Here is a 26,117-nt window from a genome sequence, read left to right as displayed (position 1 = left end):
CAAAGCGTTCGAGGCCACTTATCTAGAACTAAGATGCAGAATGGGTTCTGCATCGTGTGGAAACAATGGCTTACTCTATGCAAGGTTCTCAAGTTCTGCCTGTTGTTTCTCCCACCGGACAAATGATTGATCCGTTTGGGCGCGCGGTTACCTATTTGCGCGTTTCAGTGACGGATCGTTGCGACTTCCGCTGCACATATTGCATGGCGGAGCATATGACTTTCCTGCCGAAGAAAGACCTGCTGACGCTCGAAGAACTTGATCGCATCTGCAGTGCATTCATCGACAAGGGCGTCCGCAAGTTGCGACTGACAGGCGGAGAACCACTTGTCCGCAAAAATATCATGCATCTTATTCGCGGACTATCGCGTCACCTAAAAACAGGTGCACTGGACGAATTGACACTCACCACCAATGGTTCCCAGCTGGCCCGATATGCGGATGAGCTGGCGGATTGCGGCGTGCGGCGTATCAACGTTTCGATGGATACGCTCAACCCCGATAAATTCCGTACCATCACACGTTGGGGCGATCTTGATCGCGTCATAGAGGGTATCGATGCGGCCCAAAAGGCTGGGATTCGCGTTAAAATCAATGCGGTTGCGTTAAAGAACTTCAATGAATACGAAATTCCGGAACTGATCCGCTGGGCGCATGACCGCGACATGGACATGACCTTGATCGAAACCATGCCCATGGGCGAAATCGAGTTCGATCGCACCGATCAGTATCTGCCACTTTCACAGCTGCGCGCCGATCTAAGCCAGCAGTTTACGTTGTCCGACATTCCTTACCGCACGGGCGGCCCTGCCCGTTATGTCACTATTGCTGAAACCGGCGGGCGTCTTGGTTTCATTACGCCTCTCACACATAATTTCTGCGAAAGCTGCAACCGTGTACGCCTCACTTGTACTGGCATGCTCTATATGTGTCTGGGGCAGAACGACGATGCAGATTTGCGTGTTGCGGTCCGTGCAAGTGAGAGCGACACCATACTAAACGATGCCATTGATGAAGCCATCTCTCGCAAGCCCAAAGGCCATGATTTCATCATTGACCGTGACCACAACCGCCCGGCCGTAGCGCGCCATATGAGCCTTACGGGCGGATAAATAATTTAAATACATATGCAACAAGTATAAATTGGACCGAATCCAATTGATGCGATAGCGATATACATTCCTAAACCGGATTCTATATCGTGCCGCAGTCAGCTAATTTTCGTGCAAGTATATTTATGCTCCTCGCCATGGGTACATTCACCATCGGCGATACTATGACGAAATATCTGCTGACGCAGATGAACAGCGGTCAGTATATGTTTATCCGCGGGATATTCGCGACAATTGCGATAGGCCTGCTCGCCTGGCGCAACGGCGCATTGCGCCATTTGTCGATGGACTTGATGACGGTTTTGCGCGTCTTGGGCGAAGTGCTGGCGACCGTCACTTATATCTTCTCTCTCGGCCATCTTTCACAGGCATTTTGCTCAGCGGTATTTCAAGCAACGCCGCTGGTCGTCACCCTTGGTGCCGTGCTATTCCTCAATGAAAAAGTTGGCTGGCGGCGCTGGATGTGTATCTCCTTCGGGCTTGTCGGCGTTATCATCATCATTCGTCCCGGCACCGATAGTTCGGCGAGTCTTGCTGCCGTAGGCATTTTGCTATCCAGCGTCTGCTTTGCCGCCATGCGTGATATCGCGACCCGTCGTGTGCCCGCACATGTCCCGACACTTTATCTGTCCACGCTGACCGCCGGTGCCATAGCTATCACTGGCGGTGGCCTCATCCTGCCTATGGGTGGCTGGCAGCCCGTTGGTCTTGTGCCAGTTCTTATCATGGCTTTAGCTGCGGGACTTCTGCTTGTCGGATATCACTTCATCATCATGGCCATGCGGGAAGGTGAAATCTCGTTTGTCTCGCCCTTCCGTTATTCGAGCCTGCTTTGGGCGATCCTGTTGAGCACGGTAGTCTTTAACGAAGCTCCAGATTCCTATACAATTGCCGGGTCAATTCTCGTCGTCGGAAGCGGCATCTATATGGTCTATCGCGAGAATGTTCGCAAAAAGCGTGAGCAGAATAAAAGCACATTGGCCGCGACGCCAACCGGAGTGGAACCTTCGTAATGAGGGATATGATCCGCATCGCAGGCGCGATTATTGCGGGCGGTCAATCCAGTCGCATGCAAGCGGGAGGTGTGGCGGGAGACAAATTCCTGCAAAAACTCGGCTCAACGATGATCGTCGAGCATGTTGCAGAGCGGCTTTCGCCACAAGTCGATCATGTTTTTCTCAATGCAAATGGCGATCCTGAGCGTCTACCGGAGCTGAATATTCCGGTAATCCGAGATAAGCCCTCTTCGCACGGTGGACCGCTTGTCGGGTTAAAAACCGCTCTTGAATATGCTCATGACTACCCATTCGTGGTGAGCGTTGCAGCCGACGGCCCGTTCTTTCCCCGCGATCTGGCGTCCCGACTACATGAGCAGCAAAAGAATACCGTTGCTCGTATTGTGCTGGCCAGCTCGAATGGGCGTGTGCATCCGATTTTCGGACTGTGGAAGACAGACCTTTTGCAGCCACTCGACGAATGGCTTGCACATACTGACAAAGCCAGCGTCCTCGCCTTCGCACACCATATCGGCTTTGAAGTGGTTGAATTTTCCCTTATGCAGCTCGCCGATAGCGAGACTTGTGACCCCTTCTTCAACATCAACAAACCTGATGACCTGATTGAAGCGACCCGTCTGAACGAGGCCACGAAATGACCCATAAGCTGTTCGGTATTACTGGCTGGAAAAATTCCGGCAAAACCACGCTGACCGAGAAGCTCGTGCAGGAACTGACCAAACGCGGCTACCGAATCTCCACTGTGAAACATGCACACCATAATTTTGATATCGATCACGTCGGCACAGATTCATGGCGACACAGAAATGCAGGTGCCGCAGAAGTCGCAATTGTATCCTCAGCGCGCTATGCAATCATGCATGAAAATCTGGGCGAAGAGGAGCCGTCGTTAGCAGCAATTGCGAGCAAACTCGCCCCGTGTGATCTGGTTTTGATCGAAGGTTATAAGCGCGAATCTCATAAGAAAATCGAGCTGCGACGCTCCCTCGGACATGACGGTCCGCCACTATACGAGGACGATCCAAGCATTGTTGCAATTGCAAGCGACCACATGGATCAACATGAAAAATTGCCCGTGTTTAGTCTGGATGCAGTGGAAGAAATTGCCGACTTCGTTGTGCAATTGATGAAGCTTTGAGGATTTCCCCATTAGTTGAGATAATATCCGTAAAAAACACGGTCATATCGCCATATTCTATAGAAAACCCTTTTGAAACCCCTTTCTGCATGCACAATTAAATTACGCCAACCGTCTTGCAAAGACATGGAAAATGGTGGGATTATCAAAGCCTGGGCGGATGATTGGGCATAAGTGCGAAAAAATATTGCGCGTTGTCAGCTCTGACATCTATTTGTAGTGAACGGGGGATCCACTGTCAGGCTTACTACTTAAGGTTTTATGTCGACAGCATCTCTTGAAGCGGCTGAACCAGAAAAAGAATCAGGGAACCAGCCACAACTAAACGAGAGGACTAAGAATGCGCGTTATTAAGCGTATCGCTGCGGCGACATCAGTTGCAGTACTTGCCATCACACTCGGCAGCATGAGCGCCGGTATTGCCAATGCTCAGGAACCCCTGAAGCTTAAGATTGGCACGGAGGGTGCCTACCCTCCATTCAACTTCATCAAGCCAGATGGCACGCTTTCCGGCTTTGACGTCGATATTGCCAGAGCGCTCTGCGACGAAATGAAAGCTGAATGCGAGTTCGTGACGCAGGAGTGGGACGGTGCTATCCCTGCCCTTCAGTCCGGCAAGTTCGATGCCTTCATCGCGTCCATGTCCATCACTGACGAACGCAAGAAGCAGGTCGACTTCTCAAACAAATATTACAACACGCCTCCCGGTGTTGCAGCACCTAAGGACACCGACATCAAGGGTGTGACTAAGGAAGATCTCGCAGGCAAGACGATTGGCGTACAGGTTTCGACCACGCATGCCAACTATTCGGAAAAGACCTTCACCGACAGCACGATCAAGGCTTATCCGACTGCAGAAGAATATCGTCTCGATCTAGCCAATGGCCGTCTGGACGCCGTCAACGACGATAGCGTGACGCTGGCCGAATGGCTGAAAACGCCAGATGGCGCTTGTTGCAAGATGGTTGGTACTTTCCCACCAGTTATCGAAATTCACGGTCCTGGTGCTGGCGTTGCCTTCAAAAAGGGCCGTCCTGAGCTGGTTGAAAAGTTCAACGAAGCGATCAAAGCAATCCGCGCCAACGGTAAGTACAAAGAAGTCAATGACAAGTACTTTGATTTCGACGCTTACGGTGCAGAAAACTAAGATATTTTAACATTCAAACGCCGGTTTACTTCCAAGTAAACCGGCGTAACTATTTGGGCTATAAAGAGAAAATTCAAAATCTATCAGGTCTAGTTTCACCACAGACTTGAAGCCCTTAGGAAGAGATTAGGCGCATGGAACATTACGCCACCTTGTTAAGTTTTGGCCCCGACGGCTGGGGTAAAAGTATCGCATGGGGACTTGTCGTCACGATTTCCTTGGCCCTTGCGACATTGCCCGTAGGCCTGGTACTTGGTTTCATTGTTGCTCTGGGTAAGCAATCGAGCGAACCTTCGATACGCCTCGCAAGCAACATTTACACCACTATTTTCCGTGGACTTCCGGAGTTATTGACGCTCTTCCTTGTCTATTTTGGCGCGTCTTTGCTGCTTCAACAACTGCTCAGTTTTTTCAATATCAACGCAAATGTTGAAATCAATGCCTTCGTGGCAGGCATGATTGCGCTCGGTTTTGTGTTTTCATCATATTCCAGCGAAGTCTTTTTGTCTGCTTTTCGAGCTATTCCGCGTGGACAATATGAAGGCGGCTATGCGGTCGGTCTTTCGTATTGGCAGACCATGCGCAAAATCATCCTGCCGCAATTGATCAAGATCGCGCTTCCCGGCCTTGCTAATCTCTGGCTGGTTTTGCTGAAAGATACGTCACTCGTATCGGTTATTACACTCTCGGATATCCTGCGCCAAACGTCGATTGCCGCGCGCGTCACGAAAGAGCCATTCCTGTTCTTCGGCGTCGCCTGCTTGCTCTATCTCGCGCTTGCGATCATCTCCTCATATTTCATCAACCGCATCGCTCGATGGGCCGATGCGGGCAATAGCGCGTCGCGGGGTGCATGATTATGAGTGAAGGTACATCACATGGCGCAGCAACGGTATTAGCCCCACCGCCAGTTGTCAGAAGTTGGACGGGCGCTCGAATTGCCGGGCATATCATCGTGGTATTCTGGGGCCTGCTCTTAATCGGACTTGCGCTATACCTCTATAATGTGTGGCGTATTGATCTGTTTGAAACCTACGCACCGCGCTACTGGTCTGGTCTGCTGGTTACGTTGCGGCTCGTGGCGATTTCGATTGTTATTGGCGCGCTCCTGTCTCTGCCGATCACGGCGGCTCGCATGTCAAAGAACCGTTGGCTGCGTGGCATCGCTTTTGGCTATGTTTATTTCTTCCGTGGCACACCACTGCTCGCTCAGACCTTCCTGATCTATTACGGCTTCGGAACGTTTCGTCCGTTCCTTGAAAGTGTTGGTCTTTGGGTTTTCTTCCGCGATGCATGGAACTGCGCAATTCTGGCCTTCTCGCTCAACACAGCGGCATATCAGGCAGAAATCCTGCGTGGCGCTATTCAGAGCGTTGCTGCTGGGCAATGGGAAGGTGCGGCGGCTCTTGGTATCTCCAAGCGTGTGACGTTCTGGAAAGTAATCCTGCCTCAGGCCTTGATCGTGGCTTTGCGTCCGTATGGCAACGAAATCATTCTGATGATCAAAGGATCGGCTATCGTCGCAATCATCACCGTGCTTGATCTCATGGGGGAAACCCGCCGTGCCTATTCAAGGACGTTCGATTTCCAGACCTACATCTGGGCAGCGGTTATCTACTTGCTGATTGTCGAATGTCTGCGACACGTCTGGGACTTCCTTGAACGGCGATTGACAAGGCATTTGATCCGCTGAACTGACGAATAAAAGAAAATTTATCGCCCCCGTTAGCCTTGCAGCTACCGGGGGCGATCTGCTTTAAATGCATACCTCTCTGAAGCGCATCTCGCGCTTTTTAATCGCAAATCGATAGGCTCAATCATGTTGAAAATCTGGGGTCGAACCAATTCCACCAATGTAAAAAAGGTGCTTTGGATAGCTGAAGAACTCGGGCTCAAATATGAGCAGATCGATGTGGGTGGACAGTTTGGCGGCCTGCAGGATGAAAGTTTTCTTGCTCGGAACCCCAATGGCCTCATCCCGCTTCTTGAAGATGGTGACACCACACTTTGGGAATCGAATGTAATCGTTCGTTATCTCGCCGCAACGCATGCAAAGAGCGGCCTTTGGATTGAAACCCCTGCAGAACGTGCTCAAGCAGAAAAATGGATGGATTGGGCTCCCTCCACGCTCTATGCCAACTTTCGCGATGTGATCACCAATTTGATCCGGCTTCCCGAAGATAAGCGCGACGAGGCAGTAGTACAGCGCGGGATTGAAGGCATGACGCGATCGCTCAAAATTGCCGATCAAGCACTTGCCAACCAGCCATGGTTATCAGGCGACGATTTCGGCGTTGGTGACATTCCGTTGGGTTGTTATGCCTACGCATGGTTCAAGTTTCCTATAGAGCGCCCATCAACCCCTCATCTTGAAGACTGGTATAACCGTCTCACGCAGCGTCCCGCCTATCGCAAGGCGGTCATGACGCCACTCACCTGATCCACCAATTTCTCTCTGGAGGGACAAAGAATGACAGCAATAAAAGTGGCCTTCCTCGGCCTCGGCGTAATGGGCTATCCGATGGCCGGCCATTTGAAAACCAAAGGCGGCTATGACGTTACGGTCTATAATCGCACCAGTGCAAAGGCTGCCAAATGGGCTGAACAGTTCGGCGGAAAACATGCAGCCACTCCTGCTGAAGCCGCGCGCGATGCGGATTTCGTTTTTTGCTGCGTTGGCAATGACAACGATTTGCGTGAAGTGACGACTGGTTCAGATGGCGCTTTTTCGACAATGAAAAAGGATGCTGTTTTCATCGACAACACCACGGCATCCGCAGAAGTCGCACGTGAACTCGACGGCGAAGCGCAGCAGCGTGGCTTTCATTTCATTGATGCGCCTGTGTCTGGTGGCCAGGCTGGCGCAGAAAACGGTGTTCTGACCGTGATGGTCGGCGCGTCGGAAGCGGTGTTTGAAACGGCCAAACCTGTTATCGAAGCCTATGCGCGTTCGGTCGGGCTGATGGGCCCCGTTGGATCGGGCCAGCTCGCCAAGATGGTCAACCAGATTTGCATTGCGGGCCTGGTTCAGGGCCTCGCCGAAGGCATCCACTTCGGCAAGAAAGCTGGTCTGGATATCGAGAAGCTGATTGGCGTTATCTCCAAGGGTGCTGCAGGTTCCTGGCAGATGGAGAACCGGCACAGCACGATGAATGAAGGCAATTATGAGTTTGGTTTTGCTGTCGACTGGATGCGCAAGGATCTCGGTATCTGTCTTGAGGAAGCTGACCGCAATGGCGCGCTACTGCCTGTAACCGCACTGGTCGATCAGTTCTACAAGGAAGTGCAGAAGATAGGCGGTGGCCGCTGGGATACGTCTTCCCTGCTTGCTCGCCTTGAACAGTAAAATCTTTGCTCTTAAATGAAAAAGCCCGGCTTAGAGCCGGGCTTTTTGTTACTTCTCTTAAAAGATCAGAACTTGACCTTAGCTGTCAGCGACAAAGCGCCAACGAAGTCGTTTCCGAATTCACCTTTGGAGCCGGTTGGGTTTGGCTTACCGTTGATTACAGTGTCGTCCATCTCACCAGATGTCAGCCAGCCCGCAGCACCTGCAAGACGAACTTCAAAGTTTTGGGTTGCCTTATAGTTCGTGCCCAGGCCGAATAGCCAGATGTCGGTTTGAGACGTCAAGCCTGTTGTCGTTCCGCGGTCCCAAGTGACAGTTGCTGCAGCAGACCACTGATCGTTGAACTTGTGTCCAACGCCACCGCTGACAGTCCAGCCATCCTGATAATAAAGGTTCAGGTTGGTGATATTCGTTCCCTTAGGAACGATCGCACCGGGAGCAAGCTGTAGATTGGAAGAAGAGTTGAATGCAACCATTTCAACGCTCGACCAATCAGTCCACTTGACCGAACCGAAAGCGAGCCAATCCGGAGCAATACCTGTTTGGAACTTGAATTCGACCGACTGCGGTGTGGCAACATCGCCAGCAACGCTAATCGGAAGTGCGCGGCCAGTGATTGGGCTCAGAGCCAGATTATCAATGGTGCCTTCAAGATTGTATTTGACTTCAGACTGATAGACGACCGTTGCGCGGATCGCATATTCTGGGAGTTCATAGGCAGCACCGATACGCCAGCCAAATGCCTTGTCTTCAACGTCAAGCGAAGCGACACGGAACGAACCGCCGAAAGCTGAGCCCGGAGGAATCATACGGGTCTGTTCACCCTTCAGCTCCTGATAGCTGACGCCACCGAGAAGACGGAAGTAACCTTTTTCACCCGCGTTGAAACGATAAGAACAGTTCAAGCCATAATCATTGGATGAAATCTTCTGTTCGATAGCAGTGAACATGCGAATGTTATCAGTGCCGACATCCGTGTGAATGCCCCATGGCTGACGATACTGTGCCGCACAAGCCAGATCGTCCGTAAGATCAACCTTGGCTGAGAACTTCGGTACCCAATAGCTTTTTGCTTCGTCCACATCATTGGAATAAGGACGACCGTTCAGCGGATTGATGCCACCTGTCGCAGTGCCAATCGGGCCGCGGATATTTTTCAGCTTACGCTGTGGTGAAACGTAGGTGCCCGTTGTATCGATCACGGTGCCCTGCTCGAACAGGATATCAAAATCCTGCGAACTCCGCTCCAGACCGCCCGCATGTGCAGTAACGGCACTCCCCAACAGGCCGACTGCGATCCCGACAGCTTTCATGCGCTGCAGCTTCATAAAATGTCCTCCCAAACAGAATGCAATGAACTTCAGCAATTTACTTTGACGCAAACGTAAATCAGGAAGGATTCAGCCTGCAAGATGCATAAATTGGGAGGTCCGCGAGTAGCGAAGATTTGTTTTGACGAAAAGCTTAAAATAAGCGCGCTAATTGCTAATTCTTCTGATTTTTGCAGGGCTATTAGCACCCAAAACCGCCAAATTTTGCCATTTTTTAGCCCAATTAGAGCCTTGTTGCTAAAGCGCAACAGAGCTGAAAAACAATCGAAACGGCGGTTCGATGAACTTTAGAACGCCTTGAAAGGCTAAAATTACAGCCTCTTTGAAAGCAAAAGCCCGGCAACTAGAAGCTGCCGGGCTAATGATTCGAAATGAGGCAGATCTGAACGGACGAAATCAGCCTGCTTCGCGGATACGCGCTTCTGCGGTCGCCACGCGTGCCGCCGCATCTTTGAGTTCTGCCAAACGCTCACGTTCCGCCTGAACGACCTCTTCCTTTGCGTTCGCTACGAACTTTTCGTTCGAGAGCTTCTTTTCGATCTTCTCCATCTCAGCAGCGATCTTGCCTGCTTCCTTGGCCATACGGGCGGCTTCGGCCTTCAGGTCAATCAGGCTGCCCAAAGGCAGGCAAATGGTAGCTTCGCCGTGCACCAGCTGCGCTGAACCCTTTGGCGCTTCCTCTTCAAAGGAAACTGATTCCACACGTGCCAGACGCTTGATTGCAGCATCATGACGCGCAAAGCGGTCGATAGTTGCAGCATTTGCCTCAAGCACCACGATCGGAGCCACAGCACCAGCAGGCACGTTCATCTCCGCACGAACAGAGCGAATGCCCATGACAAGATCAACCAGCCAGTTGATGTCAGCAGCTGATTCTTCATCTTCAAATGACAATTCAGGCCATTGCGCCAAAGCGAGAACCGTATCGCGCTTTGCACCTTCACCTGCGGTCAAGGTCCAGAGCTCTTCGGTCATGAATGGCATGAACGGGTGCAGGATCTTGTAGATCTCATCCAGGCAGTAAGCAGCGGTTGCCTGCGCTTCAGCCTTAGCAAGCTCATCGTCGCCCATGAAGATTGGCTTGAGCAGTTCCAGATACCAATCGCAGAACTGGTTCCAGACAAAACGATATGCCGCGCTTGCCGCTTCATTGAAGCGATAGTTCGCAATGCCTTCCGTGACAGCGCGCGCCGCCTTGGTCAGTTCCGTCAGAATCCAGCGATTGACAGCAAGCTTTGCATCATCAGGCTTGAAGTTTGGATCAAGCTTCACGCCGTTCATCTGAGCAAAACGTGTCGCATTCCAAAGCTTCGTACCGAAATTGCGATAGCCAGCAATACGCGCCGGGTCGAGCTTAACATCGCGGCCCTGTGCGGCCATGATGGCAAGCGTGAAGCGCAGAGCATCCGCGCCATACTCGTCCATCAGCTCAAGCGGATCGATGACATTGCCTTTGGATTTCGACATCTTCGCGCCGTGCTTGTCGCGCACGAGTGCATGGAGATAAACCGTATGGAACGGAATTTCTTCCATGAAATGCATACCCATCATCATCATGCGGGCAACCCAGAAGAACAGAATGTCGAAACCCGTTACCAGAACACTCGTCGGATAATAGATGCCAAGTTCCGGCGTCTTGTCCGGCCAGCCCAGCGTTGAGAACGGCCACAGGCCCGATGAGAACCACGTATCCAGAACATCGGTGTCACGTTCCAGAGCGACCTCTTCGCCGTAGTGAGCGTGTGCGGCAGCTTTCGCTTCCTCTTCGCTTTTTTCAACGAAACAATGACCATCCGGGCCGTACCATGCAGGGATCTGATGTCCCCACCACAGCTGACGGGAAACACACCATGGCTGAATGTTTTCCATCCAGTCGAAGTAGGTCTTTTCCCAATTCTTCGGCACGATCTGTGTGCGTCCATCACGAACCGCAGCCATGGCTGGCTTTGCGAGTTCGGCTGCGTTCACATACCACTGGTCAGTCAGATATGGCTCGATTGGCACACCACCGCGATCGCCGTGCGGGACAGCGTGGGTGTGATCCTCGATCTTTTCCAGATAACCCTGCTCGTCAAGCATTTCGACGAGGCGCTTGCGTGCAGCAAAACGATCCAGACCTTCGAACTCTTTGATAAGCGCTATCAGATCAGGTGTCAGTTCCAGACCTTCGAGGAAATCAACATTGTCCTTGAGCGTAATCGCTGCCGACGGCGTCAGAATATTGATTGCACGAAGATCGTTGCGCTTGCCAACTTCAAAGTCGTTGAAGTCGTGCGCAGGTGTGATCTTCACAGCACCGGAACCGGCTTCCGGGTCAGCATAATCGTCCGCGACAATCGGTATGCGGCGTCCAACGAGCGGAAGAACGATGTTGTTGCCGACCGACGCGTGATAGCGCTCGTCCTTCGGGTTAACAGCAACACCCGTATCACCAAGCATGGTTTCAGGACGTGTCGTTGCAACAACGATGAAGGTATGCGGGTTTTCTGGATCGAACGGAATGTTTTCCAGCGGATAGCGCAGATGCCAGAGATTGCCCTTAATCTCACGTGATTCGACTTCAATGTCGGAAATCGCGGTGAGAAGCTTCGGGTCCCAGTTCACGAGACGCTTGTCGCGGTACATCAGTCCCTGCTTGTAAAGCGAGACGAAGACTTCGAGAACGGCCCGCGACAGACCTTCGTCCATGGTGAAACGTTCACGTGACCAATCGCATGATGCGCCGAGACGACGGAGCTGATTGGAGATCATCCCGCCTGATTCAGACTTCCATTGCCAGATGCGCTCAATAAACTTCTCGCGGCCCATGATATGACGCGTTGGCTCCTGGCGTTCAGCAAGCTGACGCTCAACAACCATCTGCGTGGCAATGCCCGCATGGTCCAAACCCGGTTGCCAGAGAACATTCTTGCCGCGCATGCGCTCGAAACGGACCATGATGTCCTGAATCGTATTGTTAAGCGCGTGGCCCATGTGCAGCGAACCAGTCACATTCGGTGGAGGAATGACAACAGCAAAGGGATCAGCGCCAGGCTTTGAGCCTGCACCCGCCTTGAACGCGCCGGCTTCTTCCCAGCGTTCAGCGATTTTCGGCTCTACAGCCGCGGCGTCATAAGTCTTCTCAAGCATGGAATTGTCCGGTCTTTATGCGGAATGAATTGATTGACGGCTCAATAGCAACTAACAGCCGACAAATCATCCTAAAAGTGAAAACCCGCCTGTGAGACAGACGGGTCAAGAAGTCCAATCTGGCGTTAAACCAGCTCCAGTCAGGATTGAATCACTGGAACCGATTTACCAATTATCATTAGCATTATCCTACGCAAAACCGCTTCGCACTTTTGCTGGAAATGCTTTAGATACTTAGCGTTCGCCTCGCACCACACGTTCGATTTCTTCGCGAACGAGTCGTTCAACAAGAGGCGGCAGATTATCATCAAGCCAGCTCTGCAGCATCGGGCGCAAAAGGTCAGAAGCGATTTCATCGAAAGAACGACGCGGTTCCGAGTGAACAGCGTGGTTCAGATCCTGAAATGCAGCAGCCACTTTCCGTTCGGTGCCCTCTGACAAAATATGTGCTGAGCCCTGCGCTTTCAAGTCAGCGGGTTGAGCTTCAGCAACAGGCGTCGCTTCAACTTCCGGCTCCGAAGTCTCATCAGGTTGTGCAGTGTCAAGCTCAACGGCAATCTTGGCTTCCAAAGACGGAGCAGTGTCAACTTCGGCTACTGGTTCAACAACTTCGCCGCGATGATCATCATTTTGTGCGTCGAGAACGAAATCGTCTTCTTCCTCATCCGCATCAGGAATTTCATCTGCAATGGTTACTGCAGACGGGGTTTCTGAAAGTGGACCACGCAAAACGGTGTCATCTAAGAACGCATCGCTCTTGAGAGCTGGTTTATCTGCTGCTTCAGGCTGAGATTCCTGAGCAGTAACAGGCTTACGAAACTTGGCGACTTCTCCCCGCGACGGAAAAGCGGACGCGGCAGGCATCGGATGACGCGAAACATCGCTATCTTCGATAATCCGGCGAATGGAAGCGAGAATCTCTTCCATTGACGGTTCGCGTGCTGCGCTGGATGTTTGTGCCATTGCTGTCCGTCTTTCCCTTATTGCCAATTACTCACACAGGCAGAGAATCATTGGATTAAGGGTACCGGACCTTGGTCGTTTTGAGAATCCCTCCACAGACACATGCAATCCGAACCCACAGCTTTATCATTTTGTTAAGAATTGCAGTTCCCACGACGAATCAAACAAAAACGGCGCCAACGGCGCCGTTTCAGTAACTCATATTTTTAAGGTTTACCGGCCATCTGGTGTACGTAGGCCGAACCACTTGTCCTTTACAGCATTGTAGTGCTCTTCAGGCTTATACTGAGCGACCTGCAACTGCATGTCCTGTGCCGTCATACGACCGCTTGCATTCAGAAGCGCATAGCTTGCAACAATCGAGTCATGCTCAGCCTGAACAAGCGCGATTTGAACCTTCACCAGTTCATTCTGTGCATTCAACACGTCGAGTGTGGTGCGCTGTCCGACCTTGCGTTCTTCAATAACGCCATCAAGAGCCAGCTGAGCTGCCGCGATGCCATCGCGGTTTGCCTTGACGGATGCACGAGCTGCTTCGAGTTGAGACCAGGCAGAGCTGATCGCCTGACGAACCCTGTCTTGAATGATATCAACTTCGATACGTGCCTGGCCGAGTTGTTCCTTAGCCTGACGTATCTGCGCTGAAGTACGGCCGCCGGTATAGATCGGAATGCTTACACCGACGCCAACCGATGCGGAGTTGCCATCACCAGCATTGGTGCCAGCATAGGTGTCGAGGTGGCTTGCACTTGCAGTCAAACCAACAGTCGGCAGCAAAGCACCTTCCTTGGCCTTGACGTTGTAGCCCTGCGCGTTAACTGCATACTGGGTAGCCAGAATGCCCGGATGCACAGTAACAGCATTTGCATAGGCAGAATCTGGCGTGCGCGGAAGGTTCTTGGCAGCAGGTGCTGCAGCAAGACGGTCGGGCTGCGAACCAACAACCTGAACATAAGTCGCTTCGGCTGTCTTCACGTCTGCGCGGGCAGAATTGAGCTCCGCGATGGCGGTCGAGCGCTGCGATTCTGACTGAGCAACATCGGTACGTGTGCCTTCACCAACATCTAGGCGCGCACGCGAAGCACGGACCTGCTCGTTCATAGCAGCGAGATTCTTTTCGCGAAGCGCTGCGATCTGACGAAGCTGATACACACTCATATAAGCCTGAACGGCTTCCAGAAGTGTATTCTGTTCGTCGTTGCGGAGATTTTCGCGCTGCGCAAACACACTGGTTTCAGCTGCGGCAACGTTGTTCTTGGTCTGAAAACCATCGAACAGCATCTGGTTCAACTCAATACCGTAGGTACCTGTCGTGCGCGTTCCGGCTGTCGGCGTCTTTCCGCGACCGATATTATACGAACCTGTCACCTGCGGACGGTAGCCGGATTTCGCAATCGCGACATTCTCGTCCTCGATACGCACGCCTGCTCTGGAAGAGTTCAGGGTCGCGTTGTTCTTATAGGCTTTCATGAGAGCGCCATTCAGCGTCTCTGACAAAGCGGCCTGTCCCGATAAAACGGTGCCAGACAGGAGTATTGCCGCCGCCATAAGTCCTTTGCACGCTTTGAACACCGTATACCTCATATCAGAACAAACGAATCTATAATCGAACCGATCGGTTCGGGAAGACTTAATAACGTGTAAATTCCGCTATTTCCATCTTTCCCGCCAGTGCTTTCACAAACAATTTCCGCATCGTTGCAGAATTGCCCCACGCGCTGGATTAAAACTCGAACTGCTCAATACGCTCAAAACCAGGAAGCGGACGAACTGCTGTATTGAAAACGCTGCGTCCCGAAGCAACACCGTTTTCTTTCACGTAAAGTCGCGCAATTCCGGCATTTCCACGCCCTTCGACGACAACCAGACGGCCGCCTTCTTTAAGCTGATTGAAAAGTACTTCCGGCACAAAATCAACTGCACCCTCGATGAAAATCACATCGTAAGGCGCTTCCGATGGATAGCCTGCATTCAAATCGCCTGAAACGATCACAACATTGTCATGGCCAAGTTCCTGCAAACGAGCCGTCGCAACGGCCGCCAGTGCGGAATCACTTTCAAGGCCAATGACCGATCCAGCCAACTCAGAAAAGATTGCAGACGAATAACCAGTGCCGCAACCGACATCGAGAACGACGTCGTCCTTGTTAACTTTCGCAAGCTGCACGAGCTTCGCAAAAGGTGACGGTTCCATGAGATAACGTGGCGCAGTGCCTTCGCTTTCAAGAAGCTGATCCTCGTCGATATAAGCAAGCACCTGACGGTTTGCCGGAACAAAAGCTTCGCGTGGAACAGTCAGAAAAGCGTCGATGACCCTGAGGTCCGTTACATCCGTGGTACGGATCTGGTTATCGACCATCTTCGTGCGAAGATCCTGGAAATCGGCTGCCATAGCCATGCCCTACATCCTTCTTTATCGCGATCACGCGATGATTATGCCTTTTGGCACCCATTTCGAACAGAGCCGGGACCATACGGCAAATCCGTGACAATCGCGGTTCACTATCGTTATGGAGCACCATAAACGAGATTTGCCGCTGGTGTGGCAAAAATCGGTCTCCCAGTCAATCAGACACAAAATTTGCCAAACACAAGATTTGCAGATGTAAGCGCCGCACTTTGTCACTGCGATCTGCAATCTTATGAAACAGCCCACAAAAATGCCGGGCGTTTCAGCCCGGCAATTATGCTTTGGATCGATATCTTGCAAGCGGCGCGCCATCACAACGCGCAGAATAGCGATCACATTATTGCGCAATCGTCGCGGGATAACCCGCAGCAGACAAGGCATGAAGCGCTTCATCCTGCGATGCGTTGCCATCAAACTCGACCTCTTTCTTATCGAGATCGATCTTAACAGTGGCCTTTTCGTCAAGCTTACGTAGAGCGCCAGTGACACTATCGGCGCAACCACCGCATTTCATCTTCGGTACAGAAAAAGTCACCATTCAACTCACTCCTTGCTCTTAAGCGGTCCAGTTAGGATTGGATACCCGAAACGCTCTATCCGGTTGTTTTAAAGCATCTACCTCAGAGGAAAATCGCTTCACACTTTTGATTTAAATGCTTTAACTGACACCACTGTGCAGCTTCCCATCGTGGCAAGGTCAAGCGTGAATTTTCGTTACGGGGCCTCGCAGTTTTCCGGCACGCTCTTTTCGATGGCCAACGGCGATTTCGTCAACGAGCCCGTCATGATCTGCATCGGCTTGTAAGGTGGCTCTTCCTGCATACCAGGATTGGTGAGACGGATCGTATAACAGCCCGTAAATACTTCCTTTTTGCCATCGTCACCCTCAGATTCGATTGCTATCGGAAGGCTCCAGTAAATCTGCCCCGCCCCCGGATCGGGATCAATCTTCCGAACCGCGACCTTTACGCTTTTTGTGCCTTCGTAACCTTTGGCAAATGTCTTGAAATCAGGCTCCCGCCCCTCTTCCGAATAATAGCTGTAAGCGCGAGAATATTCCTTGCGATTGATCGCATTGTAATAGGATTCCATCAGCGCCTGAGGGGTCGAGCGGTCATCACGGTAATCAGGAACCGTTATGCCGTCACTGGCATCCTGGGTCTGCTCAGACGGTTTGGTTTCCTCGACGGGCTTTTCCTGCTTCTGAGTTTGGGCTTGGGCCGGAGCGGCTTTCTTGGGCGCTTCCTGGGCTTGTGCGCCAGACGTCAAGACACCGGACATCAAAACAATGGTGCTGAAAACGCCAGCGACCCCAGCAAGTATCAAAGGCTTCATGCGCTCAATCGACATTCGCTTCTCCTCTTCCAGCAATTCTTTGTTTGCAGCGCACCGAGGTGTGCACGCTCGTTGTGGCTGTGCTCCCGATTTGGTGTCTTGCAGTAATGATGTTACAACACTAACTATAGTAAAAACGTGGCAATCCCGCAGAAAAGCATATTGCTTCGAACAAACTGGATGATTCTCCAGTTGCAGACCAGCATAACACCGGAAGAGATGAAAAATGGGCCGTTTCTCAGTCTTGACGCTTACCGATGCAGCAGCAGCTCGCGTTAGTGAAATCATGGCGTCGCGTGACGGTGCGCTTGGCATTCGCGTCGGCGTCAAAAAAGGCGGCTGCGCTGGCATGGAATATACGATTGACCTCGTCACTGAGCCGAAAGCCGGTGATGATTCCGTCGAAAAAGATGGGGCAAAAGTTTATATCGCACCTGAAGCTGTGCTATTCCTGCTTGGCACACAGATGGATTTCGAAGTCACCACGCTACGCACTGGATTCGTATTCAACAATCCAAATCAGACATCGGCTTGTGGTTGCGGTGAATCTGTTGAGCTGACTGCAGCGTCCTCAGAAAGCCTGCGCCAGATGCAGGGAGCAGCTTAAATACCCGGCGTTCCAAATGGATGATCAATCCTTACGTGACTTGTTTGAAGGCTTAGGAGCGATCAGCATTCGTCGCATGTTCGGCGGCAAAGGTATCTACCATCAGGGATTGATTATAGCGCTCGTTGTTCAGGACGAGCTGTTGTTGAAAGCCGATTCCCAGACGGCCGCTGCCTTCATCGAAGCTGGGTCCAGACAATGGGCTTACGATAGTCGGAAGAGTGGCAAGCCTGTCGCCATGCCTTATTGGAGTGTACCAGACGAGGCTTACGACGACCCTGAAATCATGGCTGATTGGGCGCGACTGGCCTTTGCAGCAAGTCTTAGGACTGCTCCCGCTAAAGCGAAGTCACAGAAATCGCTCTAATAATTCGTTCTTACCTAAAGCATGTCGCAGTTAAATGGATTCATTTAACGTTCGCGAACATGCGACAATTAAAGGAATGTAGAGCGAGCATCATGGGTGCAATTAAACGCGACACGCTCTAGGCTCCAAACCCAATTAAACATTTGATCAAATTACTTCTTCATGATTCACTCTCCTGATAACGGGAGTTTTGGAGCATGGCAGGAGAATTCTGGCTTGATGATCGGCAATGGGCAGTGATCGCTCCTTTGCTTCCAACGAACCAACCCGGCGCGCATCGAACTGACGACCGCCGGGTGATTAGCGGCATCATCCATGTGCTGCGCACTGGCTGTCGGTGGCAGGATTGCCCCGCTGTCTACGGTCCCTCGACAACCATCTACAATCGTTTCCATCGTTGGTCTGCCAAAGGCATATGGCGGCAACTATTCGAAGCACTGGTGCAGACGACCAATCGCGACATTCACATGATCGACAGCACCACCGCAAAGGCGCACCGATCTGCTGCTGGCGGAAAAGGGGGGCGGAAGCTCAAGCCATCGGTCGATCGCGAGGCGGCAGATCGACAAAAATACATGCTGTTGTCGATGGTTGTGGCCGCCCAGTCGCACTGAGAATAACCCCTGGGCAGCGCGGTGACGCTCCCATTGCCATCCCACTGCTTGAGCCACTGCCGCCAAGCAACCTGTGCGCTGCCGATACGGCTTACGATAGCAACGCGTTACGCGATTTTCTCAAAGCTCGCGGCACTGAACCGGTCATTCCAAATAATCCGACCCGTAAGCGGATCAAACCTTTCAACCCAATTGCCTACCGCCGCCGAAACATCATCGAACGCACCTTTTGCCGCCTCAAGGACTGGAGGAGGGTCGCGACACGATATGACAAGCTCATGCTGAACTTTACAGCCACATGCTATATCGCTGCCATCGTCACATGGTGGCTCAATTGAGTCTGGACCCTAGGGCGCGTTTCGATCTGATTGAATCATTGGAAATGCTCTATCTCCTTGTTTTTACCCGCATATTATTCCGAATAAGTGCCTCACATTTTCGGGATGCGCTCTAACTATCCGCATTCAATATAAAACGCCGGCCTGTTTCAATCAGACCGGCGTTTTCAATTTGCAACAACCTAAATTCAAACCCCAGTCGGGATCAGCATGAAGGCTGGAATGTCATTACCGAAACCAACTGGCACCGGACCATCATCATCGTCGCGATCACGGCGACGCTTGTGGTTGTCGTGCTGAGGCTTGTTACGACGCTCGTCATTTGACGTGCGGATCGCATCACGACGCTCTTTGATCTCGTTGATTACCGGCTGCGGCTCATCTGCCTGAACAATCACAGGTGTCTCGACCTTCTGCTTATCTTTCGATCTACCCTTGGCATCTTTACCTTTGCCTCGAGCATTTTTGCCCTTACGTGCCGTATCTTCAGATTCGTCAGACGCTGGCAAGGTTGAAAGATCGCCATCGAGCCATTCAATCTTTTCGCCAATCATGGATTCGATTGCCGTCAGATATTTCGTGTCAGACGGCGTAACGAGCGTGAACGCCTTACCGGAACGTCCAGCGCGACCTGTGCGACCGATGCGGTGCACATAGTCTTCCGAATGAATCGGAATGTCGTAGTTGAACACGTGGCTGACATCAGGAATATCGAGGCCGCGCGCTGCTACATCGGAAGCAACCAGAAGCCGCAGCTTGCCATCTTTGAAATTGGCAAGCATCGCCATGCGTGCGCGCTGGTCCATATCGCCGTGCAATGCGCCAGCATCAAATTCATGACGCACCAACGAGCGGAAAAGCTCGGATACGTCCTTCTTGCGGTTGCAGAAAATGATCGCATTCTTGAGCGTATCACCTTCAGCACGGATGAGATCGCGCAGCACAGCGCGCTTGTCCCAATCCTTTTTACCCGACTTTACCAGACGCTGTGTGACTGTCTTTGCGGTCGAGGATGCTTTCGCGACTTCAATACGTGTCGGCGAATGCAAAAACTGTTCGGTCAGCTTGGTGATTTCCGGCGGCATTGTCGCCGAGAAGAACAGCGTCTGACGCGTGAACGGGATCAGCTTGCAGATACGCTCGATATCGGGGATGAACCCCATGTCGAGCATGCGATCGGCTTCATCGATAACGAGAATTTCAACACCGGTCAGTAGAAGTTTACCGCGTTCGAAATGATCTAGAAGACGACCAGGCGTCGCGATAAGCACATCTGCGCCGCGCTCGAGCTTGCGTTCCTGCTCATCGAACGAAACGCCACCGATCAGCAATGCAACGTTAAGACGCTGATTAACGCCATACTTTACGAAATTTTCTTCAACCTGTGCAGCAAGTTCGCGCGTCGGCTCAAGAATGAGCGTGCGCGGCATACGAGCACGCGCCCGGCCCTTTTCAAGAAGATGGAGCATCGGCAAAACGAAAGACGCAGTCTTACCCGTGCCTGTCTGAGCGATGCCAAGGACATCTCGACGCTCCAGTGCAGGTGGAATAGCACCAGCCTGAATTGGTGTAGGCGCGGTGTATCCCGCAGCTTCAACAGCAGCGAGCACTTTCGGGGAAAGACCGAGTTCGGCAAATGTCGTCAATGGAGGCGCAGCTCTCTTTTTGGAAATGAATTCCACCCATCCTGTCATTGCAGCCGCGTCAACCGGCGCAGGAACCAAGGCAGAAAAGGCGTCTGCAACGCAATAAGCGTCTTCGTGCAGCATCGCCTACGTCCGCAGCGTGAAAAAGTCAACTAAAATACCGCGTCAGAATATAAAAATGCTTATTTATTTGTATTTTATTGTGTTTCACTCAAAACTAATGCGGTATTTTACTAAAATCATAGCCAACTAATGTCTAAATTGTTCTGTTAGAATTCGCTCATCCCAAGAATGATTTTGATCAAATAAGATGGCAACCTGGCTATCGGGGTCTTCGCGAACTGTGACTGACCTTACCGACTTGACTTCGTTATTGTCAGCAACCGCATTGACTGGCCGCTTTTCAGTTTCCAGTAAATCCATTCTTACGGTTACATGTTTTGGCAAAAGAGCCCCGCCCCAACGTCTTGGACGAAACGGGCTCACAGGCGTTAGAGCCAGGAGTGGGGCCTCAAGCGGCAAAATGGGCCCCTGTGCAGACAGATTATAGGCGGTGGAACCTGCAGGCGTCGCTACCATGACGCCATCACAGACCAGTTCCTCAAGCCGTACCTTGCCGTCAATGGTGATGCGTACCTTGGCCGCCTGGTAGGACTGCCTGAAAAGCGAGACTTCATTGATTGCAAGCGCCTTGAACGGCGCAGCATTTGCGGTTTCGGCAATCATCTCCAGCGGACGGATTGTTTCTTTCTGCGCCGCATAAATGCGCGCAGGCAAATCTTCCACGCTGAATTCATTCATGAGGAACCCGACCGAGCCACGGTTCATACCGTAAATCGGTATGCCGCTGTTCATAAAATCGCGCAAAGCCTGCAGCATAGTGCCGTCACCGCCGAGAGCAACGACTGTATCCGCATCTTCGGCGGCAACATGGCCGTAACGCTTCACGAGCTCTTTCTGAGCCGCAAGTGATTCCTCTGTTCCCGATGAGAGGAAGTGAAGCGCCAAGGATTTATCGTCCATATCATCCATTCCAATGCGCTAGCTCGTGGCCCCATTCCGATATTTGCATCCCTTGAATATAGGCATTGAGCAAATGTCGGAATCAAAAGACCGCGAGTAACTTTATGAATCGAGTGAATTTATCGAATTTGACGTCTGAAACAGCGTGAATGTCAGCCGGGATTCAAACGTCAAATTCAATCCACTCGTGCAGTTTCCACAGTTAGATGGCTATCATATGCAAAACTTGCTTACCATCACCCACTTAATGTGAATTTTCGCTTTACACGCGCTGGAAATATGCTAATTCGACGCCAGTGCCCTTATAGCTCAGTTGGTAGAGCACCTGATTTGTAATCAGGGGGTCGGGAGTTCGAGTCTCTCTGGGGGCACCATTAGCGCACAGCACCAAGCGCTTTACCTTATTTCCTTTGAAATTTGATAGACCTACAAGAATAAGGGATTATATTCTCTTTTTCTAAGTTGTAATGCTGCTTAATCGCAACCATTGCATTCATAATAAATACATATTAAGCATGCATAACATCGCAAATAAACCTTTTTGGCTTAGTACATCATGCAACAGCGGCGTATATGTGTTTCCGTCGTCACTCGCAGCAGACCAAAAATGCTGTGCAATCTTTTTTCATCACTCGCTTCGATAAAGAAGCCGGACAACGCATCTATTACTTTTCTTATTGTTGAGAATAATTCCTCTCCGACGCTTGATGAAACTATTGAAGGTTTCCGTGCTCAGATGCCCGGGGATCGGATCGATTACATTACCGAAGGCGTCTTAGGCATTTCGTCAGCACGTAATCGTGCGCTTAATCATGCAATCGAACAGAATTTCGATTTTCTAGTCTATGTAGACGATGATGAGTTTGTCGAGCCGGACTGGCTTATTACTTTGCTCGCTGAGCGGGATCTTCTTGATCTCGACATTATCGGCTCGCCTGTAAGACCTAAGCCTTTTGATGAGAAGCTCACATTTCTGCAAAAGCTGGTTTGGTCTGGCATTGAGCGCAGCGGCTACAAATCTGAATTGAAATGCCGTCGCAAATGTAAATCCGGCCATGGGGATTCGATCAAGGTTGCCACAGGCAGCTGGATGGGAAAACTAGAGTTTTTCCGCAACACAGGATTGCGGTTCGATTCCCATTTTGGCCTGACAGGCGGCGAAGATTGGAATCTCTGGGCAAAGTCAAAATCGCTTGGCGCAAGAACCGGTTGGGCCTGTGATGCCATTGTCTATGAGACAGTGCCCTCGTCCCGATTGACGCTGAGCTATCACTATCGCCGCAATCGAGACCACAATATTACGGAATTCGGTGCACGTTATCGCGAAAATCCTCGCAAGACGCTGAAAAAACTACCGATCAAGATCATCGGCCGGGCATTCAAATTTCTCGGCACAGTCTTGTCCATACCGTTCAGAGGCGGTCAGGGGCTTGTTTCAGCCGCAACAGCTCTAGGCGGACTCGTTGGCATTTTGCAGGGGTGTTTCGGGAAGAATTCGCTGCATTACGCAAATACGACAGGATACTGATCTGATATACAACAAGCCCCGCATTGCGGGGCTTTTTTCAGTATCGATCTTAGTACCAGCCGACAGCGACCTGTGCTTCTTCCGACATGCGATCAGCAGACCAAGGTGGATCGAAAGTCATGGTGACTTCAACCATGGAAACGCCTTCGACAGCACTAACAGCGTTCTCGACCCACCCCGGCATTTCGCCAGCAACCGGGCAGCCTGGAGCAGTCAGCGTCATTTCGATTTTGACGGTGCGGTCATCTTCAATGTCGATCTTGTAGATAAGACCAAGCTCGTAAATATCCGCTGGGATTTCAGGGTCATAGACTGTCTTCAACGCACTGATGATATCATCAGTCAGGCGCAGCAGCTCTTCCTGCGGTATCGCAGAAGCGGAGAAAACAGACTTCCCTTCCGCCGATACGCTCGCATCGTCGGTCTTCGTTTCAGTCTGTTCCTGAACTTTTTGTTCGATCTCGGTCATCCGAAAAACTTCCTTGCCTTTTCCAAGGCTTCTGCCAGCGCGTCTACTTCGGCACGGGTATTATACATCCCGAAGGATGCACGGCATGTAGAGGTGACGCCAAAGCGTTTCAAGAGCGGCTGTGCGCAATGCGTGCCTGCGCGAACCGCAATCCCCGCCCTATCGATCACCATTGAAACATCGTGCGCGTGGATGCCTTCGAGCGCAAAGGAAATGATTGCGCCCTTATCAGGTGCATTTCCATAAATGCGCAAGGAATTGATCTTGCCGAGTTGCTCGTGCGCATAATCGCGCAGATCTTCTTCATGCGCGAGGATCGCATGACGGCCGATCTTTTCCATATATTCGAGAGCCGCTCCCAGCCCAATGGCCTGGACGATTGGCGGCGTACCAGCTTCAAAGCGATGAGGCGGATGATTGTAAGTGACGTTTTCTTCCGTCACTTCTTCGATCATTTCGCCACCACCCTGGAATGGGCGCATCTTCTCAAGCATTTCTGCCCGACCATAAAGGACGCCGATGCCTGATGGGCCATAGACTTTGTGACCGGTAAACACATACCAATCACAGCCCAGTTCCTGCACGTCTACAGGCAAATGCACAGCGCCCTGACTGCCATCCACCAACACCGGAATACCGCGCGCATGTGCCAGTTCCACGATCTTCTTGATCGGTGTCACTGTGCCAAGCGCATTGGACATATGGGTGATTGCGACAAGCTTGGTACGCTCGGTCAGGCGCTTTTCGAATTCCTCGATATGGAACACGCCCTCGTCATCCACCGGCGTGAAGACAAGCTTCGCGCCCTGTCGCTCCCGGATGAAATGCCAGGGAACGATATTGGAGTGATGCTCCATGATCGACAGGAGGATTTCATCGCCCTCGCCGATATTTGGCATGCCATATCCATAAGCGACCGTATTGATCGCCTCAGTAGCGTTCTTCGTGAACACAATTTCGTCGACGGAGCCAACGTTCAGAAAACGGCGAACTGTTTCGCGCGACTTTTCATAAGCGTCTGTTGCAGCATTCGAGAGAAAATGCAGACCGCGATGCACATTTGCATATTCATTTGCGTATGCATGGGTAACAGCGTCAATGACGCTTTGCGGCTTTTGCGCAGAAGCACCATTATCCAGATAAACAAGCGGCTTGCCATGAACCTGTCGTGACAGGATCGGAAAGTCCCTGCGTATCGCATCGACATCATAAGCCGCAACGCGCGGGTTCTTCTGGTCCATGATCGTTCCTTCTACCGCTTGACCGCTAAATCAGGCAGAAAAGGCGAAGTGAACAACTCACTTCGCCTTGTTCAATCAAGCGTGGGCTGCAAGCCAGGTCGAAAGCACATCTTCAAGTGCTTCAACCAGTGCTTCATTTTCCAGCTCCTCGATGATCTCGGCAATGAATGCCTTGATCAACAGGCCACGTGCTTCGCTTTCCGGAACACCGCGAGCCATCAGGTAGAAGAGATAGTCCTTGGAGAGTTCCGTCACCGTTGCGCCGTGACCACAAGCGACGTCATCGGCAAAGATTTCCAGCTCTGGCTTCGCATCAAACTCACCATCATCAGACAGCAGAAGTGTGTTACAGGCCATACGAGCATCGGTCTTCTGCGCGATCTTCGAAACGCGGATCATACCCTGGAAAACACCACGTGCACGATCCTTGACCACGTTACGAATGATCTGGGTTGAACGCGTATTTTCAACCACATGCCCTACCGTCATGGTGATGTCGGTGTGAGAATCATCCGCAAGAAGGTTGAGTGCGCGAAGCTCGAAGTCCGAATCTTCGCCCGTGACATTCAGATGCACTTCCTGACGCACCAGCTTGCCACCAGCATTCACGATGTAAAGCGTGAGCTTGGAGCCTTTGCCAATGGTTGCATTGAACTGGGCAAGCTGCGTGGCCTGACCAAAATCGCGCAGGATAACCCATACGATCTCAGCGCCATCGCCAACGGTCACGTGACTTACAGATGTCGAGAAAGCATCGCCCTCACCACCGGACTGTCGTTCGACAATAGTCGCCTTAACATCCGACCCGATCTGCATCGGGAAGCGGGTATGCCCCTGCCCGGTTTTCTGGATGTTCTGCAGCTCAAGCGGTGTTTCAAGCTCAGTGCCGTCTGCAATCGAGACTGCCCAGCCATCGCTGACATAGGCGGCATTGATCTGCCCGATTGTGTCGTCAGTGCCACGGATATTCAGCTCCGAGACCAGTGATCCGTCAGCGAGCGCATCGTGAATACGGGTTAGCGACACACCTTCTGGTGCCTTGGCATCGAGAGCCACGCCATTGCTGGCAGGAATAATGAACGAGCCTGCGAGAAGTGCGGGTAGCGTATTCGTGCCAGCAGCCGAGTTGAACTCAGCTACGCCTTTAAGCAGCGTACGGAAATCCGTATAATGCCAGCTCTCGATACGACGCGACGGAAGACCGTGAACTTTTAGCGTTTCCAGTGCATTGTCACGCGCAATGACAACATCGCCATTGCCGGGCAATTCGCCCATGCGGGTGGCAAAATTGTCGATCAGCGCGCTTTCAGCAGCCGTTCTCGGCTTTGCTGTGGGAGCGGTCTGGATATTCATGATC

Annotated in this window: 24 protein-coding genes, 1 tRNA gene and 1 pseudogene; 14 read left to right on the top strand and 12 right to left on the bottom strand. The window is 51.7% G+C overall.

Features of this window, described 5'->3' with window-relative positions; genetic code table 11:
* Positions 1–77: 77 nt before the first annotated feature.
* The 9 genes from moaA (at position 78) to CES85_RS14145 (ending at position 7,759) form a co-directional block, all read left to right on the top strand.
* Positions 78–1,112, top strand: a complete 1,035-nt coding sequence (gene moaA, locus CES85_RS14185) for a GTP 3',8-cyclase MoaA (protein ID WP_095446555.1) — start codon at positions 78–80, stop codon at positions 1,110–1,112.
* 125 nt (positions 1,113–1,237) lie between these two features.
* Positions 1,238–2,125, top strand: coding sequence for a DMT family transporter (locus CES85_RS14180; protein ID WP_095446554.1), 888 nt, complete (start codon positions 1,238–1,240; stop codon positions 2,123–2,125).
* A 56-nt stretch (positions 2,126–2,181) separates the two neighbouring features.
* On the top strand, positions 2,182–2,766 hold the full coding sequence (gene mobA, locus CES85_RS14175) for a molybdenum cofactor guanylyltransferase (protein ID WP_244923305.1): 585 nt from the start codon (positions 2,182–2,184) through the stop codon (positions 2,764–2,766).
* Positions 2,763–3,266, top strand: coding sequence for a molybdopterin-guanine dinucleotide biosynthesis protein B (mobB, locus tag CES85_RS14170; RefSeq protein ID WP_095446553.1), 504 nt, complete (start codon positions 2,763–2,765; stop codon positions 3,264–3,266). The genes mobA and mobB overlap by 4 nt, the downstream gene beginning before the upstream one ends.
* 340 nt (positions 3,267–3,606) lie before the next feature.
* Positions 3,607–4,413, top strand: a complete 807-nt coding sequence (locus CES85_RS14165) for an ABC transporter substrate-binding protein (RefSeq protein ID WP_095446552.1) — start codon at positions 3,607–3,609, stop codon at positions 4,411–4,413.
* A 134-nt stretch (positions 4,414–4,547) separates the two neighbouring features.
* The gene (locus CES85_RS14160) at positions 4,548–5,270 is read left to right on the top strand and encodes an ABC transporter permease (RefSeq protein ID WP_095446551.1); all 723 of its coding nucleotides are present in this window, start codon (positions 4,548–4,550) and stop codon (positions 5,268–5,270) included.
* A gap of 2 nt (positions 5,271–5,272) precedes the next feature.
* Positions 5,273–6,106, top strand: coding sequence for an ABC transporter permease (locus CES85_RS14155; protein WP_095447892.1), 834 nt, complete (start codon positions 5,273–5,275; stop codon positions 6,104–6,106).
* Between the two features lie 126 nt (positions 6,107–6,232).
* Positions 6,233–6,853 (top strand): glutathione S-transferase family protein, encoded by a 621-nt coding sequence (locus tag CES85_RS14150; RefSeq protein WP_095446550.1) that lies wholly within the window; start codon positions 6,233–6,235, stop codon positions 6,851–6,853.
* Between the two features lie 30 nt (positions 6,854–6,883).
* Complete coding sequence (locus CES85_RS14145; RefSeq protein WP_095446549.1) at positions 6,884–7,759, top strand: NAD(P)-dependent oxidoreductase; 876 nt, start codon at positions 6,884–6,886, stop codon at positions 7,757–7,759.
* Positions 7,760–7,824: 65 nt separating this feature from the next.
* On the opposite strand, the gene CES85_RS14140 is transcribed toward CES85_RS14145, so the two are convergent.
* The 7 genes from CES85_RS14140 to CES85_RS14110 all read right to left on the bottom strand — a co-directional run bounded on the left by CES85_RS14140 (position 7,825) and on the right by CES85_RS14110 (position 16,942).
* Positions 7,825–8,841 carry an OmpP1/FadL family transporter gene (locus tag CES85_RS14140; protein WP_244923304.1) on the bottom strand — a complete coding sequence of 339 codons (1,017 nt, stop codon included), beginning with the start codon at positions 8,839–8,841 and terminating at the stop codon, positions 7,825–7,827.
* Between the two features lie 645 nt (positions 8,842–9,486).
* Complete coding sequence (locus tag CES85_RS14135) at positions 9,487–12,219, bottom strand: valine--tRNA ligase (RefSeq protein WP_095446548.1); 2,733 nt, start codon at positions 12,217–12,219, stop codon at positions 9,487–9,489.
* A 234-nt stretch (positions 12,220–12,453) separates the two neighbouring features.
* Positions 12,454–13,182 carry a PopZ family protein gene (locus CES85_RS14130; protein ID WP_095446547.1) on the bottom strand — a complete coding sequence of 243 codons (729 nt, stop codon included), beginning with the start codon at positions 13,180–13,182 and terminating at the stop codon, positions 12,454–12,456.
* Between the two features lie 213 nt (positions 13,183–13,395).
* A complete protein-coding gene (locus CES85_RS14125; protein WP_095446546.1) occupies positions 13,396–14,766 on the bottom strand; it encodes a TolC family outer membrane protein in 1,371 nt (456 codons plus the stop codon).
* Positions 14,767–14,905: 139 nt separating this feature from the next.
* The gene (locus CES85_RS14120; RefSeq protein ID WP_095447890.1) at positions 14,906–15,574 is read right to left on the bottom strand and encodes a protein-L-isoaspartate O-methyltransferase family protein; all 669 of its coding nucleotides are present in this window, start codon (positions 15,572–15,574) and stop codon (positions 14,906–14,908) included.
* Between the two features lie 355 nt (positions 15,575–15,929).
* Positions 15,930–16,130, bottom strand: coding sequence for a heavy-metal-associated domain-containing protein (locus tag CES85_RS14115; protein ID WP_095446545.1), 201 nt, complete (start codon positions 16,128–16,130; stop codon positions 15,930–15,932).
* Between the two features lie 176 nt (positions 16,131–16,306).
* Positions 16,307–16,942 (bottom strand): Cif family virulence factor, encoded by a 636-nt coding sequence (locus CES85_RS14110; RefSeq protein ID WP_095446544.1) that lies wholly within the window; start codon positions 16,940–16,942, stop codon positions 16,307–16,309.
* Positions 16,943–17,153: 211 nt separating this feature from the next.
* Here CES85_RS14110 and sufA point away from each other — a divergent pair, with 211 nt between their 5' ends.
* The 3 genes and pseudogenes from sufA to CES85_RS14095 form a co-directional block, all read left to right on the top strand.
* Positions 17,154–17,534 (top strand): Fe-S cluster assembly scaffold SufA, encoded by a 381-nt coding sequence (sufA, locus tag CES85_RS14105; protein ID WP_095446543.1) that lies wholly within the window; start codon positions 17,154–17,156, stop codon positions 17,532–17,534.
* 16 nt (positions 17,535–17,550) lie between these two features.
* Positions 17,551–17,901, top strand: coding sequence for a TfoX/Sxy family protein (locus CES85_RS14100; RefSeq protein ID WP_095446542.1), 351 nt, complete (start codon positions 17,551–17,553; stop codon positions 17,899–17,901).
* 197 nt (positions 17,902–18,098) lie between these two features.
* Positions 18,099–18,784: pseudogene (locus CES85_RS14095) on the top strand (IS5 family transposase); the annotation flags it as partial.
* Positions 18,785–19,041: 257 nt separating this feature from the next.
* Here the strand turns inward: CES85_RS14095 and CES85_RS14090 are convergent.
* On the bottom strand, positions 19,042–20,499 hold the full coding sequence (locus CES85_RS14090; protein ID WP_095447889.1) for a DEAD/DEAH box helicase: 1,458 nt from the start codon (positions 20,497–20,499) through the stop codon (positions 19,042–19,044).
* Between the two features lie 249 nt (positions 20,500–20,748).
* Positions 20,749–21,522, bottom strand: a complete 774-nt coding sequence (locus CES85_RS14085) for an NAD kinase (RefSeq protein WP_095447888.1) — start codon at positions 21,520–21,522, stop codon at positions 20,749–20,751.
* A gap of 298 nt (positions 21,523–21,820) precedes the next feature.
* Here CES85_RS14085 and CES85_RS14080 point away from each other — a divergent pair.
* A tRNA-Thr gene (locus CES85_RS14080) sits at positions 21,821–21,896 on the top strand.
* A gap of 233 nt (positions 21,897–22,129) precedes the next feature.
* Positions 22,130–23,050, top strand: a complete 921-nt coding sequence (locus CES85_RS14075; RefSeq protein ID WP_434063361.1) for a glycosyltransferase family 2 protein — start codon at positions 22,130–22,132, stop codon at positions 23,048–23,050.
* A 49-nt stretch (positions 23,051–23,099) separates the two neighbouring features.
* On the opposite strand, the gene CES85_RS14070 is transcribed toward CES85_RS14075, so the two are convergent.
* The 3 genes from CES85_RS14070 to sufD all read right to left on the bottom strand — a co-directional run bounded on the left by CES85_RS14070 (position 23,100) and on the right by sufD (position 26,113).
* Complete coding sequence (locus CES85_RS14070) at positions 23,100–23,519, bottom strand: SUF system Fe-S cluster assembly protein (protein ID WP_095446540.1); 420 nt, start codon at positions 23,517–23,519, stop codon at positions 23,100–23,102.
* On the bottom strand, positions 23,516–24,760 hold the full coding sequence (locus tag CES85_RS14065) for a cysteine desulfurase (protein ID WP_095446539.1): 1,245 nt from the start codon (positions 24,758–24,760) through the stop codon (positions 23,516–23,518). Before CES85_RS14065 ends, CES85_RS14070 begins: the two co-directional genes overlap by 4 nt.
* Positions 24,761–24,835: 75 nt before the next feature.
* Positions 24,836–26,113 (bottom strand): Fe-S cluster assembly protein SufD, encoded by a 1,278-nt coding sequence (sufD, locus tag CES85_RS14060; RefSeq protein ID WP_095446538.1) that lies wholly within the window; start codon positions 26,111–26,113, stop codon positions 24,836–24,838.
* Positions 26,114–26,117 lie beyond the last annotated feature (4 nt).

It is taken from the genome of Ochrobactrum quorumnocens (assembly GCF_002278035.1).
Taxonomy (GTDB): domain Bacteria; phylum Pseudomonadota; class Alphaproteobacteria; order Rhizobiales; family Rhizobiaceae; genus Brucella; species Brucella quorumnocens.
This window is presented reverse-complemented; position numbering and strand designations above follow the sequence as displayed.